This is a genomic window from Allobosea sp. GW822-FHT05A11, from assembly GCF_058800455.1.
In genome coordinates this window covers 312,186-330,405 of record NZ_JBXAMI010000001.1, presented here as the reverse complement: position 1 = coordinate 330,405, position 18,220 = coordinate 312,186, and the positions used below count along the sequence as shown (strand labels likewise).

Annotated in this window: 14 protein-coding genes; 3 read left to right on the top strand and 11 right to left on the bottom strand. The window is 67.4% G+C overall.

Features of this window, described 5'->3' with window-relative positions:
* Nucleotides 1-166: 166 nt before the first annotated feature.
* The 11 genes from AC1RLU_RS01595 to AC1RLU_RS01545 form a co-directional block, all read right to left on the bottom strand.
* Nucleotides 167-1,165, bottom strand: coding sequence for an esterase-like activity of phytase family protein (locus tag AC1RLU_RS01595; protein ID WP_492793593.1), 999 nt, complete (start codon nt 1,163-1,165; stop codon nt 167-169).
* The gene (gene cobT, locus AC1RLU_RS01590) at nt 1,165-3,057 is read right to left on the bottom strand and encodes a cobaltochelatase subunit CobT (RefSeq protein WP_061970139.1); all 1,893 of its coding nucleotides are present in this window, start codon (nt 3,055-3,057) and stop codon (nt 1,165-1,167) included. The genes AC1RLU_RS01595 and cobT overlap by 1 nt, the downstream gene beginning before the upstream one ends.
* The gene (locus tag AC1RLU_RS01585) at nt 3,054-3,470 is read right to left on the bottom strand and encodes a GNAT family N-acetyltransferase (RefSeq protein ID WP_061970140.1); all 417 of its coding nucleotides are present in this window, start codon (nt 3,468-3,470) and stop codon (nt 3,054-3,056) included. The genes cobT and AC1RLU_RS01585 overlap by 4 nt, the downstream gene beginning before the upstream one ends.
* An 8-nt stretch (nt 3,471-3,478) precedes the next feature.
* Entirely contained in the window at nt 3,479-3,829 is a 351-nt protein-coding gene (locus tag AC1RLU_RS01580; RefSeq protein ID WP_061970142.1) for a GFA family protein, read from the bottom strand.
* Between the two features lie 16 nt (nt 3,830-3,845).
* Nucleotides 3,846-4,832: a cobaltochelatase subunit CobS gene (gene cobS / locus AC1RLU_RS01575; protein WP_061970143.1), complete on the bottom strand. Its 987-nt coding sequence runs from the start codon at nt 4,830-4,832 to the stop codon at nt 3,846-3,848.
* 149 nt (nt 4,833-4,981) lie between these two features.
* Nucleotides 4,982-6,142 carry a glycosyltransferase family protein gene (locus AC1RLU_RS01570; RefSeq protein WP_492793592.1) on the bottom strand — a complete coding sequence of 387 codons (1,161 nt, stop codon included), beginning with the start codon at nt 6,140-6,142 and terminating at the stop codon, nt 4,982-4,984.
* Nucleotides 6,139-7,389 (bottom strand): glycosyltransferase, encoded by a 1,251-nt coding sequence (locus tag AC1RLU_RS01565; protein ID WP_492793591.1) that lies wholly within the window; start codon nt 7,387-7,389, stop codon nt 6,139-6,141. The genes AC1RLU_RS01570 and AC1RLU_RS01565 overlap by 4 nt, the downstream gene beginning before the upstream one ends.
* Nucleotides 7,386-8,048 (bottom strand): class I SAM-dependent methyltransferase, encoded by a 663-nt coding sequence (locus tag AC1RLU_RS01560; protein WP_492793590.1) that lies wholly within the window; start codon nt 8,046-8,048, stop codon nt 7,386-7,388. Before AC1RLU_RS01560 ends, AC1RLU_RS01565 begins: the two co-directional genes overlap by 4 nt.
* Before the next feature lie 76 nt (nt 8,049-8,124).
* Nucleotides 8,125-9,933 carry an adenylate/guanylate cyclase domain-containing protein gene (locus tag AC1RLU_RS01555; protein WP_061970150.1) on the bottom strand — a complete coding sequence of 603 codons (1,809 nt, stop codon included), beginning with the start codon at nt 9,931-9,933 and terminating at the stop codon, nt 8,125-8,127.
* A 16-nt stretch (nt 9,934-9,949) separates the two neighbouring features.
* The gene (locus AC1RLU_RS01550; protein ID WP_061970152.1) at nt 9,950-10,399 is read right to left on the bottom strand and encodes a Crp/Fnr family transcriptional regulator; all 450 of its coding nucleotides are present in this window, start codon (nt 10,397-10,399) and stop codon (nt 9,950-9,952) included.
* Nucleotides 10,396-13,152: an ABC transporter transmembrane domain-containing protein gene (locus AC1RLU_RS01545; protein WP_492793589.1), complete on the bottom strand. Its 2,757-nt coding sequence runs from the start codon at nt 13,150-13,152 to the stop codon at nt 10,396-10,398. Before AC1RLU_RS01545 ends, AC1RLU_RS01550 begins: the two co-directional genes overlap by 4 nt.
* 184 nt (nt 13,153-13,336) lie before the next feature.
* Here AC1RLU_RS01545 and AC1RLU_RS01540 point away from each other — a divergent pair, with 184 nt between their 5' ends.
* From AC1RLU_RS01540 to AC1RLU_RS01530, 3 genes are read left to right on the top strand one after another with little or no spacing between them, the layout of a single operon-like run.
* A complete protein-coding gene (locus tag AC1RLU_RS01540; RefSeq protein ID WP_492793588.1) occupies nt 13,337-14,362 on the top strand; it encodes a polysaccharide lyase family 20 protein in 1,026 nt (341 codons plus the stop codon).
* Between the two features lie 26 nt (nt 14,363-14,388).
* Nucleotides 14,389-16,266 (top strand): ABC transporter ATP-binding protein, encoded by a 1,878-nt coding sequence (locus AC1RLU_RS01535; protein WP_492793587.1) that lies wholly within the window; start codon nt 14,389-14,391, stop codon nt 16,264-16,266.
* Complete coding sequence (locus AC1RLU_RS01530) at nt 16,263-18,218, top strand: ABC transporter substrate-binding protein (RefSeq protein WP_492793586.1); 1,956 nt, start codon at nt 16,263-16,265, stop codon at nt 18,216-18,218. Before AC1RLU_RS01535 ends, AC1RLU_RS01530 begins: the two co-directional genes overlap by 4 nt.
* Nucleotides 18,219-18,220 lie beyond the last annotated feature (2 nt).

The following is an 18,220-nucleotide window of genomic DNA, read 5'->3' as shown; positions in this document are numbered from 1 at the left end:
GCGGTTTGCCCTTCCGGGTTTGAATGAAGCGGCCGCAAGGCCGCTTTTTTCGTTTGAGCTGGGCTCCACCGTCATGCTCGCCCTTGTGGCGAGCATCCATGTCTTGAACACGGCTTTCGAACAGCGAGGACGTGGATGGTCGGGACAAGCCCGACCATGACGTTGTCTACGAAAGCAGCTCGAATTCCAGCAGCAGCGTGCGCTGGAGGAACGAGAAATTGTCGTCCGAGATCAGGGTGAGGATCGTCCGCCCGCCCTCCAGATGGACGGACAAGCCCTCCATATTATCGATCTCGAAGCCGAGATCGGCCTCGATCAGGCGCTGGCCATCCACCAGCGCGCCCGGCCGGATATCCCGCCCGGCGATTCGTCTCATCCGCATGCCAACGCCGCGCAGCGGCTGATACCAGCGCTCCAGCACCAGCATGTCGCCGGAAGGCAGGAAGGCGAGATCGGTGATGTCGTAGCCGTCATGCCGGGCGAACTTGAACAGGCCCGGCTGAGGGCCGCCAAGGATGGCACCGAGCGTCGGCTCGTCCTCCTTGCCCGAGCGCTCCGCGATCGCGACCAGCGACCCTTTCAGAGGCCCAACAGGCATGACACCGAGCGCCTCCAGCCCACGATTGCGCGGCAGGCGCTTGAATTCACGCGGCACCGGCACGGGCCGTGCACGCGCCTCGACGCCATCACGCGCCCAGTCGAAGCGGGCGATCTCATGCTTGCGCTCGATCCCGACGTAAGCCGTACCCTCGTGGATGCAGAGGCTCTCGGTGTCGAAGAGACCGGAGCGGGTCAGCGGCCGGCCGGAGGCGCCGAGAATCGCCGCCATCTCGGCCTCCTCGAGCCCGGCGAGCTTGCCGCCACTGGAAGCGACCTTCGCCGTCAGCCAGTAGCCACGATCCGTGATCCCGACGAGATCGCGCCCGCCATTCAGTCGCGCCAGCCCCGAAAATCCACCGAAGCGCGGATGGCCTGACGAGAGCACGAGCCCGCTGCGGAATTGCAGCGCGCCGAAGCGGCGCTGCTCCGGCCGGCGCGGCTCGAAGGCCGTGATCGGCCGGGCCGAGACCCCGACGGAGAAGCGGGTCTGCTCGATCGCCCGAGCCGCACCCGGCAGCGCGAGCGCGCCGAACCCTGCCAGCGCGGCGCGGCGCGTGAGACGCATCAATGCCCGCGGCGCTTGGAGCCGGACCCGGCAGGCCCGTCCTCTTCGAACAGCTCGGCGAGCTTCTCGGTCATCACCCCGCCCAGCTCCTCGGCATCGACGATGGTCACGGCGCGGCGATAATAGCGCGTCACGTCATGGCCGATGCCGATGGCGATGAGCTCGACCGGCGAGCGCGTCTCGATCTCGGCGATGACATGGCGCAGATGCCGCTCGAGATAATTGCCGGCATTGACCGAGAGGGTGGAATCGTCGACCGGCGCGCCGTCCGAGATCACCATCAGGATCTTGCGCTGCTCGGAGCGGCCGAGCAGGCGCTTATGCGCCCAGTCCAGCGCCTCGCCGTCGATATTCTCCTTGAGCAGCCCCTCGCGCATCATCAACCCGAGATTCTTACGGGCGCGCCGCCAGGGCGCATCCGCCGCCTTGTAGATGATGTGCCGGAGATCGTTCAGGCGGCCGGGATTGGCCGGCTTGCCCGATTGCAGCCAGGCCTCGCGTGACAGCCCGCCCTTCCAGGCGCGCGTCGTGAAGCCGAGCAGCTCGACCTTGACGCCGCAGCGCTCCAGCGTCCGCGCCAGGATGTCGGCGCAGGTCGCCGCCACCGTGATCGGCCGGCCGCGCATCGAGCCGGAATTGTCGATCAGCAGGGTGACGACCGTGTCGCGGAAATTCGTGTCCGATTCCTGCCGGAAGGAGAGCGGCTGGAACGGATCGAGGATGATGCGCGGCAGGCGCGCCGGGTCGAGCGCGCCCTCCTCCAGGTCGAACTGCCAGGTGCGGTTCTGCTGCGCCATCAGGCGCCGCTGCAGGCGGTTGGCGAGGCGCGCGACCACGCCCTGGAGGTGGGCGAGCTGCTTGTCGAGATAGGCGCGCAGGCGCGTCAGTTCCTCGGCGTCGCAGAGCTCCTCGGCGGTGACGACCTCGTCGAATTTCTGGGTATAGGCCTTGTAATCGGTCTGCGGGCGCTCGTTGCCGCGGCTCTCGCGCGGACGCGGGGCCTCGCCGGCCTCTTCGGATTCGGAAGCTTCGTCCTCCTCGTCCCAGTCGCCGGCCGGCGCATCGGTCGCCTCGGAGGCACCTTCCTGCAGTTCCTCGGTCGCGTCCTCGGAGACCTCGACCTCGGAACGATCGGCACCGCTCTCCTGCTCGGATTCGCCTTCCTGCTGCTGCTGGTCTTCGGAGGACTGGTCCTGGTTATCCTCGTCCTCGTCGGATTCGTCGCCCTGCGCGGTCTGCTCGGCCATGTCGAGCGCCGCCAGCATGTCGCGCACCGTGCGGGCGAAGCCGCGCTGGTCCTCGATCGTCTTCGTCAGCCGGTCGAGATCGGCCCCGGCCTTGGCCTCGATCTGCTCGCGCCAGAGCTCGACGACCTTCTCCGCCGCCTTCGGCGGCTTCAGGCCGGTCAGGCGCTCCCGCACCATCAGCGCCAGCGCATCCTCCAGCGGGGCGTCGGCCCGGTCAGTGACCTCCTCGTAGCGCCCGCCGCGGTGGTAGCGGTCCTCCAGCATCGCGGTGATGTTGCCGGCCATGCCGGACATCCGCCGCGCGCCGATCGATTCGACGCGCGCCTGCTCGACGGCGTCGAACACGGCACGGGCCGCATCGCCCTCCGGCGCCGTGCGGCGGTGGATCGCAGCATCATGGCAGGCGAGCCGAAGCGCCATCGAATCGGCATGGCCACGCAGGATCGCGACATCGCCGGGGCTGAGCTTGCGCGGCGGCTCGGGCAGGCGCGCCCGCTCGCCGACGAGCGAGGGCTTGTCGGCCGCGAAGACGATTTCCATCTCCGGCTTGCGTGCGATCGCCTTCATCGCGCCCGAGATCGCCCGCTTCAGCGGCTCGGCCGGGGCTTCCTTCGGCGTTCCTGGCTTGCGGTTCGAGATACTCATAGCGCCTTCGTGAAATGATGCAGCGTTTGACCGGCCACCGGATAGTCCTCCATCCGGCCGCATTCGCGATAACCGAGCCGGGGATAGAACCCCGGCGCCTGGATGCTCATCGTCGAGAGATAGACGCCGCGCGCGCCGTAATCCCTCGCCCGCTGCTCGGCCTCAGCCATGATGGCCGCGCCCCGGCCGGTGCCGCGCTGGCTCTCGTCGATCCAGAACAGATCAACATGCAGCCATTCCCATTTCAGCTCGCCGACGAGCCCGCCGAGGATCGTGCCGTCCGCGTCGCGCAGGCTGATCGTCAATGGCGTGCCGTTGCGCGGGCCGACCCTGACCTGATTATGGGCGCTCAGGCCGCGCAGCACCGCGGCACGCGTCTCGTCCTGCTCGGGCTCGACCGTGATCGCGACCACAACCCCTCCTAGCGCGAACGCCCGTCATAGGCGGTCGGCGACAGTTCGGTCGGCTCGACGCCGGCGAGGCAGCGGACGTTGACCGCGACCATCGGCGTGCCGTCGGGCCCATTCGCCTTGGCGAAGGATTCGATGCCGCAGGTCTCGCAGAACAGATGCTGGATCTTCTGCGTGTTGAAGCGGTACTCGGTCAGCGCATCCTCACCCTTGGTGAGCGTGAAGGCGCTGGCGGGCGAGAACGCAAGGATCGAGCCGCGGCGCTGGCAGTAGGAACAATTGCAGGTGAGGGTCTGTCCGAGATCGGCTTCGACCTCATAGGCGACCCGCCCGCAGTGGCAGCTTCCCTGATACTGCGCCATGGCTCGTGTCCTCCCGTTAGCTGAGCACCACGTTCGCGGCGCTTTCCGGCAGTTCCTTGCCGAAGGAGCGCTGGAAGAACTCGGCCACCAGCGTCCGCTCCATCTCGTCGCACTTGTTCAGGAAGGTGACGCGGAAAGCGAAGCCGATATCGCCGAAGATCGCCGCGTTCTCGGCCCAGGTGATGACCGTACGCGGGCTCATCACGGTCGAGAGATCGCCGTTCATGAAGGCGTTGCGGGTGAGATCGGCGACGCGGACCATCTTGTTGATGACATCCTTGCCGTCCGGCGTGCCCTGGTAATGCTTCGACTTCGCCAGGACGATCGCGACCTCGTTGTCATGCGGCAGGTAGTTCAGCGTGGTGACGATCGACCAGCGGTCCATCTGGCCCTGGTTGATCTGCTGCGTGCCGTGATAGAGGCCGGACGTGTCGCCGAGGCCGACCGTGTTGGCGGTGGCGAACAGGCGGAAGGCGCCGTGCGGGCGGATGACGCGCTTCTGGTCGAGCAGCGTCAGCTTGCCGGACTGCTCCAGCACGCGCTGGATCACGAACATCACGTCCGGGCGGCCGGCATCGTATTCGTCGAAGACGAGCGCGATGTTGTTCTGCAGCGCCCAGGGCAGGATGCCGTCCTGGAACTCGGTGATCTGCTTGCCTTCCTTCAGCACGATCGCGTCCTTGCCGACGAGATCGAGGCGCGAGACGTGGCTGTCGAGGTTGACGCGGACGCAGGGCCAGTTGAGGCGGGCAGCGACCTGCTCGATATGGGTCGACTTGCCGGTGCCGTGATAGCCCGAGATCATGACGCGGCGGTTATGCGCGAAGCCGGCGAGGATCGCGATCGTGGTGTCGCGGTCGAATCGGTAATCCGGGTCGAAGTCCGGCACGTGCGGATCGGCTGCGGAGAAGGCCGGCACCTCGAGATCGGAATCGATCCCGAAGGTCTCGCGCACCGACAGCTTGATGTCGGGCAGGCCGGGCGCAGTCGTCGTCGTCATCATCTTGTCTCCAGGCAAAGGGCCATGACCGGAATTCGCCGGTTAACCCAGAGCCGACCGAGAAGGGAGGCGGATCGTCCCTCATTAGAGCGAAAGACCGGAGGCGGCAATTCGCAAAGCTGCACCCCGGCCCTCGCAAAGGGCATGCCGGCTCAGTGTCGGGCGCGGCCGGCAATCCCGGCGAGAAGCTCCTTCACGATCGCGGCCGAGCGGGCTGCACCGTCCCGGTCGATCGGCAGGGCCGGGGGTTGGGCTCCCATGGCCTCACCGACGGCATCCGCCAGAGCCACCGCATCCCCGACGAAATCCCCGGACAGACGGAAGCATCGCGCCAGCCCCGCCCGCTCCATCGCCTCGGCCCTGACCGTCTGCTCGGTCTCGTTGCCGGCATCGAAGGGCACGACGATCGCCGGCCGCCCGGCCGCGACGAGATCGAGCACGGTGTTGTAGCCGGCCTGGCTGATCGAGACCGCGCAGCCGGCAAGGAGAGCGGGAAAGTCCGGCCGAGCCCGCTCGATCACGACCTTCTCAGGGGCATCGGCCGCAAGCAGTCCCAGATCGGCCTCCGCCATGCCGCGCCCGGCGAGAATCCGCCAGCGGCGTCCGGACCGATCGAGCCGCGCTGCCGCTACGGCGCAAGCGAAGAGCGGCAGGGCAGCGGCCGAGCCGCCGCCCGAGACGATGACCTCGCTGTTCTCCAGCGCGATGCCGGCAGGCCGATCATCGGCGAGATAGCCGGTATAGCGCAGCTTCACCGCCAGCCCCTCGCCCACCGGCCATGATCGGTCGAGCGGCAGGAAACCGGCATCGCCATGGACCAGGACCGCATCGAACATCCCAGCGATCCGATCCTCCGCCTCGGCGATTCGGTCCGGCCGCGGCGTCACCAGAACGTCGCGCACTGAGGAGAGCACGAGCGCCTCGGGCCGTGCCGACTTCGCTGCGGCGATCAGCGCGAGGAACTCGGCGGCCAGTTGACGCCGCCCGAAGGGGAAATGCTCGACGATCACGACATCCGGCCGCAACCGCGCCGCCAGCCCTTCAAGCATGGCGATGCGGGTGGTCCTTCGCTCCGGGTCGATCGGCTGGCCGGATTCGTCGAGCAGCGTGCGGAAATCCGCGCCTTCGGTCCTGATCGGCGGCAATTGCACGAAGGCGAAGGGTTCATCCTCCATGGCGCGCAGCGGCATCCCGCCGCTGGCGAGCATCACCGAAAACCCGCCTTGCACCAGCGCCCGCGCCAGATTCGCCGCCCGGACCAGATGGCCGCTGCCGAGCAGATGCGTCACCGCGATCAGGACGGAAGCGCTCATGCCCCTTCGCCCGCCGAGCGCTTCAGCATCGTCGCGACCCGGTCGAGCCCCGCCTGAGCAGAAAAGGCTCCCGTCAGCCGCGCATAGGCTGCCTCGCCCAGCGTGGCGCGCTTCTCAGGCGCCCTCGCCAGATCATTCAACGCAGCAGCGAGCGCCGCGACATCGCCCGGCGGCACCAGCATGCCCTCGACGCCATCGCGGACGAATTCCGGGATTCCCGCGAAATCCGTCGCGACGATCGGCAGGCCCTGGCTCGCGGCCTCCATCACCACATTGGGCAGGCCGTCGCGGTCGCCATCGCCGGCTTCTTTCGACGGCAGTACGAAGAGGTCGGCAGCCCGCAAAGCCGCGATGACCTCATCCTGCGCCTTCGGTCCGGCCCAGACGATCCGGTCGTCGAGCCCGAGCGCCTGCGCCTGCGCCTGCAAGGCCTTCAGCCTCTCCCCGCCGCCGATATGCGTCAGGCGCCAGTGCAGCGTGGGAGGCAGCTTGGCCAGCGCGTCCAGAAGGTCGTCAAAGCCCTTCTTCGCCACCGCGCGCCCGATGGTGACGAAGCGCACAGGATCGTTCGCGTCCGAGCCGTCCCGTGCCGAGCGCGATCCCGGCGCCGGAAAGCGCGCGAGATCGAGCCCGTGATAGACCAGCGCGACCTTGTCCGGCCGGTCGGAGAGGCGCTCCAGCTCGCGATGCCCATCGCGGGTGCAGGTGACACCCCAGGCGGCAGAGGCGATCTTCTCGCGCTTTTCCCAGTCTTCCGTCGTCCAGATATCCTTGGCATGGGCCGAGAACGACCATGTCAGGCCGCCGAGCAAGGCGGCATAGCGGATCACGGAAGCCGGCGTGTGCAGGTAATGCACATGCAGGTGCCGGATATCATCAGGCAGTTCGCGCGCCATCACGCAGGCCTGCCCGAAGCGGCGCCAGCGATTGCGCGTCCGGTCGCGCGCGAGATCGCGCAGGAAGACCGGCAGCAGTCGCAGCAAACCCGGCCTCAGCAGGACCGCCAGTATTCCGCGCGCCACGCGCGCCGGCTCGTCGTGCAGATATTCCGGCAGATAGCGCACCGGCGCCGTGATCTGATGGTGCATCAGATGCTTCGCCGCATCGGTCGGATGGCGCAGCGACCAGATTTCGAAGGGGAGGCCGCGCTGCTGCAAGCCGAGCAATTCCTGCGCGATGAAGGTTTCCGACAGGCGCGGATAGCCCTTCATCGCCACCGCGATGCGCGGCGCCTTGCCGGCTGTCATCGCCGCCCGATCAGCATGAAGCGCGTATAGTTCTTCGTCGGCCGGGCGCCGGCAAACCAGACGTCCGACAGCCCCGCCTGCTCGCGGAAGGCATCAAGCGAAGGCACGCAGCTGCGATGGTCCGGCTCGCGGACATAATCGTTGGATTGCAGCACGAGCGGCAAACCTGCCGGCAAGGTCGCGATCCAGCCCGGCACGTCGTCGAGATGCTCGCAGCTCGTGTTGATAACGAGCCCCGGCGCCGGCGACTGCGCCGCGAAATCCATCGCCATCATGTCGGCCGTCATCGCCCGGAACCGCCCGGCCTGAACATGGCGATGGTTCAGGATCTCCCCGATCGGCGCGCAGGTCGGATCGATGTCGAGGCTGACGATCCCCGGAATCGCAAGCCGGGCATCGTCGAGCAGCAGCGCGCCGAGCACGCCGTACCAGGCGCCGAGCACCCAGACAGGTCCCGCGGGCTTAGGGTAAGTCTCGGCCAGCGCCTCGACCAGCCATTGCTTCGAGGCGATCTGCTTGTGGTTGCAGGCGATCGACAGGTCGGGCGGCGCGCCCTTGCCGTAAAGCCGCGCGATATCGGCGACGACACGGTTGCCCGAGAGCGCTGCCATGCCGCGCAGCAGGTCGTGAAAGGCCTCTTGGGGCGGTTCGGGCGTCATGGGTCGGTCGTCATCCGGAAAAGCCGGCGGACCATAGACATGCGCGCCCGCAAAAAACCAGCCATCCGCGCAAGGATCAGCCCTTTTCGCCGGTCTCGCCCTGCTCCTGCACCACTTCTGCCGATGTGGTCGCCTCGCCGCCGGCCACCACGGGAACCGGCACCGCCACGTCCTCGCGCTTGCGGCGGGCGATTTCCGGCGCGCTGGCGAAGCCATAGGCGGTCAAAGGCTTCTCGCGCCCCTTGATCGCGATCTTCAGCGTCGTCGTGCCGGCATAGCTGCGCCCGCTCGCCCGGATCGTATCCTCGGAGACCACGACATCGGCGAGCACACGCCGAGTCGCCGATTCGAGCTGGCTCGCGACCATCACGGTCTCGCCGACTGTAATCTCGCGCCGGCCGAGATTGTCGTTCTCGACCGCGCCGGTGATGGCGTCGCCGGTATGGATGCCGATGCCGATCCGCAGCGGCAAAGGCAGCGCCGCGCCGTATTCGCGGTTGAGCGCATCGACCGCGCGCACGATGTCGCCGGCAGCCGCGATCGCGGCCTGTGCCCCGCGTGCCGGCGGGCCTTCGAGACCGAACACCGCCATGAAGCCGTCGCCATAGAAGGCGTCGATGCGCCCCTCATGCGCCGTGATCGCCTGCCCCATCTCGTCGAAGAAACGGTTGAGCAGGCCGATCAGCTCGCGCGGCAATTGCCGTTCGGAGAGAGCGGAGAACGCCCTGAGATCGGCCACCACCACGGTCAGGCCGCGCTTGCCCGCGGCATCGTCGATCTCGAACGGGCGCGCCGCGCCGGCATTCAATCGCGACGCCAGCAGGATCTGCACCTGAAGATCGTCGCGCGGCCTGATCTGGCAGGCGAGCCGGACACCGTCCGGCGCCGAGATCCGCCGCAGCAGCTTGGCCTCGTTCGGGCCCGGCTTCGGCAGCTTGTCGTTGCCGTCCATCACCAGCACGCGGCAGGTGGCGCAGCGCGCCCGCCCGCCGCAGAGCGCGGCATGGGGAATGCCGAAACGCCGGAACATCTCGAGCACGGTCGGCCCCGGCGCCAGCCTGCGCGTGCCGTGGCCGACGAAGCGCACCGTGATCTGGCGCGTCGTCCGGACCCTGATCTCGCGAATGCCGATGAACAGCAGGAAGGAAGCGACAAGGCCGTAGAAGGCGCCTTTGCCCCACATGACGTCGCGGGCGAACATCGCGGCCTGCGCGTCGCTGACCAGCTCGGCCGGCATCGCCATCTGCTCGGCCTCCCGCGCTCCGACGGAGAAGCCGATGATGGCCAGGAGCGGGACCAGGATCGCCGCCAGCAGGAACGGGTCGCGCCAGTGGCGATAGCTGTCGCGGGCGCGCAGCATGAAATGGATGCCGATGATGCCATGCGTCCAGACCAGCAGCAGCAGCAGCGACTGCGTCAGCGCCAGCCCCGGCCAGAGCCGGCGCAGGACCGAGCGGTAGCTCTCGTCGACGCCGAAATAGATGCCCATCACCCGCGTGCTGATGATGTGGTCGACCAGCAGCAGCGGAATGGCGAGGCCGAGCGCGATCTGCAGCATTTCGCGCAGAGGCATCTTGAAGGTGCGCCGCTGCACCACCCTGAGCAGCGCGAAGACCGGGTGGACGATCAGCGCGCCATAGAGCGCGGCCGTCCCGGCCCAGGAATGCCAGAAGCCATAGCGCCAGTCCTGGACCTTCTCCATGGCGCCGACACCGAGGATGCCGACGGCATGGTTCAGGAAATGGGTCGTGGCGAAAACAAGCAGGATCAGCCCGGAGACGAACCGGATGTCCCGACTCCAGGACGAGACCTGGTCCATGCTCGCACCCATGCCGCCGCGGGTCGCGCCCGTGCGGTTCGTGCCTGCGGCTTGCGGCCGGTTCATGCGATGATGGACCTCGTCAAACGGTTTCGTGCTCGCGCAGCAGGACGGAGGCAAGCCTGTGGACCCGGCCGGCCAGATCCCGGCAGACGGCGAGGCTGAATTCCGGCACCGTCTGGAGCAGCTCGAAGAACAGGTCCTTCGGAATCCGCAGCGCCAGGACCCGCGACTTCGCGCTGATGGTGGCGATGAAGGGCTGGCCGCTCAGCAGGGACACGTCGCCGGTGATGCTGCCGGTGTCCTTGACGAAGCGCCGCTCCTCGCCGCTCTCGCTTGGTTGCAGAATTTCGACCTCGCCTTCCAGGATCACATAGACGCCCTCGAGCTTCTCCTGCGGGCTGATCAGGACAGCACCGGGCTCGAATTGCAGCCTTTCGCCCATCAGCGCGACGAGCTTGAGCCGCGATGCCGGCATGTCCTGGAACAGCGGCAGGCAACGCAGGCAGCCGATATCGGTTTCCAGACTCATGATCGCGCCTCCATTCGCCCAGTGTTCTCGCGCCCAGTGTCCTCGCGCCCGGTGCTTTCGAGGCGCGACGCCCGATCATTGGCCGCATCGGGCGTGCCCGGCGCCTCGACCGTGCCCGTCGCTCCGTGGAACAGCACCCGCAGCGGGACCTCTCCCGCAAGGTTAGCATCTCCGACCAGAAGAAACAGCGTCATGCCCGCGCAATAGCTGTGCAGCCGGGCGACGATCTCCCGCGGCTCATCCGAAATCGCGAGCAGAGAGGATATGTCAAGCACCGCAATCTGCGGCGCCTTGACCAGCGCCTGGACCAGCGGCACGGCCTGGCGCAGCCGGACCGGCAGGAAACGCCCGCGGATGCCGCTCTCGGTATCGAGGCCGAGCCGGTAGAGCGCCTCGCCCAGCCCTGAGCGGGCAAGCGCCTGCAGCACGATCTCGCCGACCTTGCGGGCGGCATCGGGCACGCCGTAGCCGATGCGCCCGAACATCAGATTGTCGCGCACGCTGGCGCCGACCATCACCTTGTCGGGATCGTAGAAATCGACGTCGTCGACCGCATCGGCCGGCAGATGCTTGCGGAAGCTTTCCCGCGCCCGCAGGATGCGTCGCTCGAGGCGCGCATCGATCAGGTTCAGCCTGTGCTTGGGCTCGATATAGCCGAGCGCCAGCGCGACGAGATCGCGCTCGGTCTCCTGGTCGAGCGGGTTGCGCATGTCGTGCTTGGCCAGCAGCGCTGCGAGCTCGTTCAGGCGCTCGAACTCGAAATTCGCGCCGAAGGAATAGCGCTCGAACAGCGCATGGCCCTGCGGCAGGCCGGCGAAGATTTCGACCACGGTCGCGACGATGCGCGCCCCCATCTCGGCCAGCGGCTCGACCAGCGCCTCCGCCTTCAAGATCGACTGGGCATAGGGCTCGAACAGCAGGGTCGTGCTGTCGAAGCGCGTGCTGGTCCGCGTGCCGAAGATCAGGTTCTCGACGATCGGGGCGTTGCGGTTGTAGCGGTCGAGCACGAAGGGCTCGATCAGGTCGCCCTGCTTGATCCGTGTCAGCTCGGCGGCGACCACGCGTCGGGCCGCGATGATGCGCTCGATCGCCTGCTCGCTGACCGGGCGCATCACCTTGCCGCCGAGCCCGAGCTCGTAGACCTCCTGCGTGCAGCCGAAGACGTCGAGCAGTTCGTGGATACGCGCCGCGAGTTCGGCGGTGTCGGTGACGCCGACCCCGGCATAGTCGGTCCAGTCCGCTTCGAACGGGAAGGGCGAGTTGCCCGAGCGGATCGCCTCGACGAAGCGGTGATGCTCCGGTGCGGAGACCGCGCCGCCGGCCTTGAGGTCCGGGCGCCGGCGCCGCAGCGGCAGCAGGATATTGTCGCGCATCGAGCCGGCGATGAGCTCGGGTTCGTCGCCGGAATAACCAATGATATGGCTCGCCCGCTCGACCGACATCCCCGCCAGCGGTTCGCCGTCGATCAGCACACGGCCGGTATAGCTCGTCGCCTGCCGGCCGAGGATTCGGCCGAGCACGTCCTTGCCGCCGCCCGGCGGGCCGATAACCGCCACCAGGCCCGGCCGCGCCAGGCTGAACGAGAGCGGCGTCAGCAGCGGCTGGCCGCGATTGTCCAGCATCTGCACGGATTCGAGCCGGATCTCGCCCTTTTCCGGCAGGGCCGCGACGCCGTCCTCCTCGTCGAGGACGAGCGTCTCGTCGCTGTTGAACTGCGAGATCACCTGATCGTACTTGATCGTCACGTCGTTGCGCTGCTGGTCCCAGTCGATCAGCTCCTTGATCGGCGGCGGCAGGTCGCGATAGGCGGCGATCACCGCGACCAGCTGGCCGATATCGAGCCGCCCCTGCAGGGCGAAGAAGCCGCCGATCGAGTAGAAGAAGAAGGGCGTGATCTGGGCCAGCAGGTTGTTGAGGAACTTGACCGCGAATTTCCGCTTGTAGAGCGCATAGCGGATGTCGAAGAGCCGCCCGAGCCGCCCGGCGATGTCGGACTGGACATAGGCCGTCGCGCCATGGCCCTGGATCATCGGCCCGGCATCGACGATCTCGCCGATGCGGCCTGCGAGCTGGCGCGAGGCGATCTGGCGCTCGCGGCCGAGCCTGAGCTGCTCGCGCCGCAGGATCGGGATGATGATCGCCTGCACCAGCACGATCAGCAGCGCGATCGAGCCCAGCCAAAAACTCTGCGCCATGATGAAGATCAGCGCCGTCAGCGCCTGGCTGAGCAGGAAGACCGGCTGGATGAAGGCATCGCCGACGAAGCCGCCGACCGGCTCGACCTCGTCCTTGATCATGCTGGCGATCTCGGCCGGCTTGACCGCACGGATCTCCTCAGGCCGAAAGCGCATCAATTGGCTGAACAGATCGTAGCGCATGCGCCTGAGCATGCGCTCGCCGAGGATGCCCTTGCGCACGTTGATGACGTATTTGAAGGCGCCGTTGATCAGGACCAGCAGCAGGAAATAGGTGCTGAGGCCGACGAGCAGGCCATACTGGCCGACCTGGATGCCCTCCGACAGCCTGTAGCTCGCCCCACCCAGCCAGGACGGCAGGTGCAGGGTGAAGTCCATCAGCGTCGCGGTGGTCTTGCCGTCCTTGAAGGCGCCGCCCTGGATCGCATCGTTGACGATGCGCTTGGGCACGTCGAAGGAGGCCCAGTTGAACGGGATCGAGACAAGGATGATCAGCAGGACGACGATCTGCTCGGCCCGGCTCTTCTGCCAGATGTAACGGAAGAGATTGGACTCCAAAGGGCAACCCTGTACCGAAGCGCTCGCAGCGCGGTCCCGACCGGGTCCGGCGGGCCCGAAGCGACCATATGTGGTGAGGTTGCGGCCGAGTGCAATGCGCGCCACGCTGCGGCCATGTCGGCATTGCAGAGCGAAGGCGGCATCCATCGTCGGGGGTAGCGTGAAAAGGACAGTTGCGTCGGGAATGCTGTGCTGCGCGGCCGCGATCGGTCTCGTCAGCCTATTCGTCGTCTCGGCCCGAGCCGACCCCGCCCAGCGCATCCTGCACGACGGCTTCGAACAGGGCGGTTTCGCCCCTGAAGGCGGGCTATTCTACAAGGACAATCCCGAGCAGCGCTCCGGCCGCGTGATTTTCGATGGTGCCGCGCCCTATAGCGGCGCCGGCGCCGTGACCGTGATCGCGACGCCGTCCTGCCTGCCGCATGCGGTGGGATGCAGCGAGCGGGCCGAGATCTGGGAGCGTCCCGAGGTGCTCGTCCCCTTCCACAGCACGGTCTGGTACGGCTTCGCGCTGCGCCTCAACGATCCCCTCGCCCAGGACGATCGCAGATATGTGATCGCCCAGTGGAAGCGCGAGATCCTGCCCGAGGCCGTCGGCGACTACTCGCCCTTCCTGGCGCTGCGGCTCTATCGTGGCCGCCTCGGCATCACCGTCGAGACCGACCTGATTCCGTCCTATCCGATCGGCGGCGACGAGCGCCCCGAGGGCTGCCTGCCGGGCGAGGCGCTCGTGATCAGCCGCACCGAGGCGCAGCAGACGCGCGCGCTGGTCGCTATGGAAAGCGGCACGACCACGGAAAATTACCCGAGCTATTTCAATGCCTGCGCACCCGGAATCCGGGTCAAGCACCATGCCGACCTGCCCTCGGCGCAGCAGGGCTGGATCGATTTCGTCGTCCGCTCCCAGCCCGGCCCCGATGGCGACGGCCATATCGAAATCCTCGCCGACGGCGTCCATATCGCGACCGTCACCGGGCATATCGGGCACAGCGGTCCGGGGCTCGACGACAACCAGTATTTCAAGATGGGTCCCTACCGCGCCCCGGCGCCCCTGCCCTGGAGCATCAGCTACGACGACTTCCGGCGCGGCCCCCGTTGCAGCGATGTCATCCGCATCGGGCAATGCCCGCCGGAACCGCAAGCGTCGAAAGCGATTGGCAAGTTGCCGCTTTCGACGTCTAGTGACGTCAGGAAAGGTGAAGGGCCCTAGGCCCCAGGGGCACATCGTTTCGGACTATGGACATCCTGCGCATCAGCGACTTGCGTATCGGCTTCACGATCCACGGCCTGGCCCGTGACGTCGTGAAGGGCGTCAGCATGCGCGTCCCCGCCGGCAAGACCGTCGCGCTGGTCGGCGAATCCGGCTCCGGCAAATCGGTGATCTCCCAGGCCATCATGGGCCTGCTGCCCCGCGCCGGCGGGATCACCGGCGGCGAGATCCTGTTCCGCGACCCGCAGGCACCCGAGACCGTCGTCGACATCGCGACGCTGCCTGCCGAAGGCAAGGGCATCCGGGCGCTGCGCGGCGGGCGGATCGGCATGATCTTCCAGGAGCCGATGTCCTCGCTCTCACCGGTCCATACGATCGGCAACCAGATCGAGGAGGCGCTGCTCCTGCACCGGCCGATGCCGAAGCCCGAGGCGCGCGAACTGATCGAAGCGATGCTGAAGCGTGTCGGCTTCAAGAACCCGAAGCGCGCCTTCGGCCTCTATTCCTTCGAGCTCTCGGGCGGGCTGCGCCAGCGCGCCATGCTCGCCATGGCGCTGATCTGCCAGCCGGCCCTGCTGATCGCCGACGAGCCGACCACGGCTCTCGACGTCACCATCCAGGCCCAGGTGCTCGACCTGATGCGCGATCTCCAGGCCGAGATGGGCATGGCGATCCTGCTCATCACCCACGACCTCGGCGTCGTCGCCAACATGGCCGACGAGGTGGTGGTGATCTTCCACGGCGAGATCATGGAGCGCGGCACGGTCGAGGACATCTTCCGCCGCCCCCGCCACCCCTATCTCAAGGCGCTGCTCGACGCCTCCCCGCATTTCGACATGCAGGACGGCGAGCGGCTGGTCGCGCTCAGGGAAGCCCGCCCGCGCCCGGCCGTCGCCGCGCCGCCACCGAAACCCGCGGCAGACGCCGCCCCCCTCCTCAGCGTCCGCGGCCTGCACAAGACCTATGTCACCGGCTCGCGCAGCTTCTTCGGCAAAGGCAACCAGACCAGCGTCAAGGCCGTCAACGATGTCGGCTTCGACATCAGGCGCGGCGAATGCCTCGGCCTCGTCGGCGAGAGCGGCTGCGGCAAGACCACGGTCAGCAAGATCATCATGCGCGCCGTCACGCCCGATTCCGGCGAAGTGATCTTCGACGATGGGCGCGAGCGGGTCGACGTGCTCGGCCTCGAGGGCGAGGACCTCCGCAAGTTCCGCCCGCGCGTCCAGATGATCTTCCAGGACCCGGTCTCGTCGCTGTCACCGCGAATGACCGTGATGAACATCCTGCGCGAGCCGCTGGTCATCCATGGCCGCGGCGATCAGGCCGCGCATGACGAACGGGTGCGGACCCTGATGCAGGATGTCGGGCTCGATATGCGGTTCCTCAACCGCTATCCGCATTCCTTCTCCGGCGGTCAGCGCCAGCGCATCGGCATTGCGCGGGCGCTCGCGCTCGACCCGGACCTGATCATCTGCGACGAACCGGTCTCGGCGCTCGACGTCTCCGTGCAGGCGCAGATCCTCAACCTGCTCAAGGACCTTCAGGCCGAGCGCGGCCTGACCTTCCTGTTCATCTCGCATAATCTCGCCGTGGTGAACTACATGGCGGACCGCATTGCCGTGATGGCCAATGGCCGGATCGTCGAGCTGGCGCCGCGCCATGCGCTCTTCGACCGCCCCGCCCATCCTTACACGAGGGCGCTGCTACGCTCCGTGCCCTTCGCCGATCTCGACCGCAGGCTCGACTTCAAGCTGGCCGCGCCCGGCGGCGCCTCCGACGACAGCCACTGGGACAAGGCCTTCAAGGCAGGGCCCGACGAGGGCGCCCTGACGCATCTGCCGCTCGGCGATGGCCATTACGTGCTGGCGCGGTCCAATGCCGATATGCGGGAGCTGGTGCCATGACGCGCCGCGACCCACGCCCGACCCGCCGCACCGCATTGCTGCTCGGCTCCGCCGCTCTCGCGGGAGCCGCCCTGCCGCGCCGCGCGCAGGCCGCGCCGTTCTCGGGCACTGCGATCGACAGCCCGTTCTTCGCGGACCAGGTCGCCGCCGGAACCCTGCCACCGGTCGCCGCGCGCCTGCCTGCCAATCCACGCATCATCGATCTGGCGGCGCTCGGCCGTGAGCCCGGCCGCCATGGCGGCAATATCCGCATGCTGATGGGCGACCAGCGCGACATCCGCATGATGACGCTCTACGGCTACACCCGCCTGATGGTCTATGACGACGATCTGGAGCTTGTGCCGGACCTGCTCGAGAGCTGCGAGGTCGAGGATGGCCGCATCTTCACCCTCAAGCTGCGCCAGGGCCATCGCTGGTCGGATGGCTCGCCCTTCACCACCGAGGATTTCCGCTACTGGTGGGAGGATATCGCCAACAACAAGCGGCTTTCGCCGGGCGGCCCGCCCCAGGCCCTGTTCTCGGCCAATGAACCGCCACGCTTCGAGATCCTGAGCGAGACGGAAGTCCGCTACAGCTGGAAGACGCCGAACCCGATCTTCCTGCCGGCGCTGGCGGGCGCGCAGCCGACCTACATCTTCATGGCCTCCGGCTATCTCAAGCAGTTCCACGAGCGCCACGCGCCGAAGCACGAACTGGCCAAACGGGTGAAGGAGCACCATGTCCGCGACTGGGGCGCGCTGCACGAGCGGCTCTCGCGCATGTACCGGCCAGAGAACCCGAAGCTGCCGACGCTGGAGCCCTGGCGCAATACCACGCCCTTGCCGGCCGAGCAGTTCGTCTTCGAGCGCAATCCCTATTTCCACCGCATCGACAGGAACGGTCGCCAGCTCCCCTATACCGACCAGGTGACGCTGACGATCGGCACCAGCTCGCTCATCCCGGCCAAGGCCGCGGCCGGCGAGTCCGACCTCCAGGCCCGCTATATCCGCTTCGACAACTACACCTTCCTGAAGGAAGCCTCGAAGCGGATGAATTTCGACGTCAGGCTCTGGAAGCGGGCGGAAGGCGCCTATTTCGCCCTGCTCCCCAACCTGAACGCCATCGACCCGGTCTGGCGCGACCTTAACCGCGATGTCCGCTATCGCCGTGCGATCTCGGTCGCGATCAACCGCAAGGACGTCAACAAGGTCATTTTCTTCGGGCTGGCGCGCGAGAGCGGCAACACCGCCCTGCCCGAAAGCCCGCTCTACGACGCGAAGCTCGCCGCGCTTTGGACGCAGCACGACCCCGCGCTCGCCAACCGCCTGCTCGACGAGATCGGCCTGACCAAACGCGACGACGACGGCATCCGCCTGCTCCCGGACGGGCGCCGGCTGGAGTTCACCATCGAGACCGCCGGGGAGAACACCGAGGAGACCGACATCCTCGACCTGCTCAAGCAGGATTTCTTCGATGTCGGCATGAAGATCTATCCTCGCTCGACCCAGCGCGACGTCTTCCGCCGCCGCATCCTCGCCGGCCAGACGGTGATGTCGGCCTGGGCCGGCATGGACAATGCACTGGTCACCTCGGACATGGAGCCGGATGCCTTGGCGCCGACCTCCTCCGCCCAGTTCCAGTGGCCGCGCTGGGGCCAGTTCGTCGAGAACAGCGGCCGCGAAGGCGAACGGCCGGCCCTGGCGGAGGTCAACGAGCTCGTGCGGCTCTACGAGGAATGGCGCGTCAGCGCGACCCGCGACCAGCGCCGCGCCATCTGGCACAAGATGCTGGCGATCAATGCCGAGCAGCTCTTCAGCATCGGCGTGATCAACAGCACGCTGCAGCCGATCGTTGTCTCCAGGGACCTGCGCAACGTACCCGAGAAAGGCCTCTACAGCTTCGAGCCCGGTGCCTTCATCGGCCGCTACATGCCCGACACCTTCTGGTTCGACCGAGCCGAGACCAAGGCCTGACG

What these genes read in the sequence shown, in the direction of transcription:
- cobT (WP_061970139.1), bottom strand. Translation starts at nt 3,057, where the DNA reads ATGAGTATCTCGAACCGCAAGCCAGGAACGCCGAAGGAAGCCCCGGCC.
- AC1RLU_RS01560 (WP_492793590.1), bottom strand. Translation starts at nt 8,048, where the DNA reads ATGACGCCCGAACCGCCCCAAGAGGCCTTTCACGACCTGCTGCGCGGC.
- AC1RLU_RS01565 (WP_492793591.1), bottom strand. Translation starts at nt 7,389, where the DNA reads ATGACAGCCGGCAAGGCGCCGCGCATCGCGGTGGCGATGAAGGGCTAT.
- AC1RLU_RS01580 (WP_061970142.1), bottom strand. Translation starts at nt 3,829, where the DNA reads ATGGCGCAGTATCAGGGAAGCTGCCACTGCGGGCGGGTCGCCTATGAG.
- cobS (WP_061970143.1), bottom strand. Translation starts at nt 4,832, where the DNA reads ATGATGACGACGACGACTGCGCCCGGCCTGCCCGACATCAAGCTGTCG.
- AC1RLU_RS01540 (WP_492793588.1), top strand. Translation starts at nt 13,337, where the DNA reads ATGCTGTGCTGCGCGGCCGCGATCGGTCTCGTCAGCCTATTCGTCGTC.
- AC1RLU_RS01535 (WP_492793587.1), top strand. Translation starts at nt 14,389, where the DNA reads ATGGACATCCTGCGCATCAGCGACTTGCGTATCGGCTTCACGATCCAC.
- AC1RLU_RS01555 (WP_061970150.1), bottom strand. Translation starts at nt 9,933, where the DNA reads ATGAACCGGCCGCAAGCCGCAGGCACGAACCGCACGGGCGCGACCCGC.
- AC1RLU_RS01570 (WP_492793592.1), bottom strand. Translation starts at nt 6,142, where the DNA reads ATGAGCGCTTCCGTCCTGATCGCGGTGACGCATCTGCTCGGCAGCGGC.
- AC1RLU_RS01595 (WP_492793593.1), bottom strand. Translation starts at nt 1,165, where the DNA reads ATGCGTCTCACGCGCCGCGCCGCGCTGGCAGGGTTCGGCGCGCTCGCG.
- AC1RLU_RS01530 (WP_492793586.1), top strand. Translation starts at nt 16,263, where the DNA reads ATGACGCGCCGCGACCCACGCCCGACCCGCCGCACCGCATTGCTGCTC.
- AC1RLU_RS01550 (WP_061970152.1), bottom strand. Translation starts at nt 10,399, where the DNA reads ATGAGTCTGGAAACCGATATCGGCTGCCTGCGTTGCCTGCCGCTGTTC.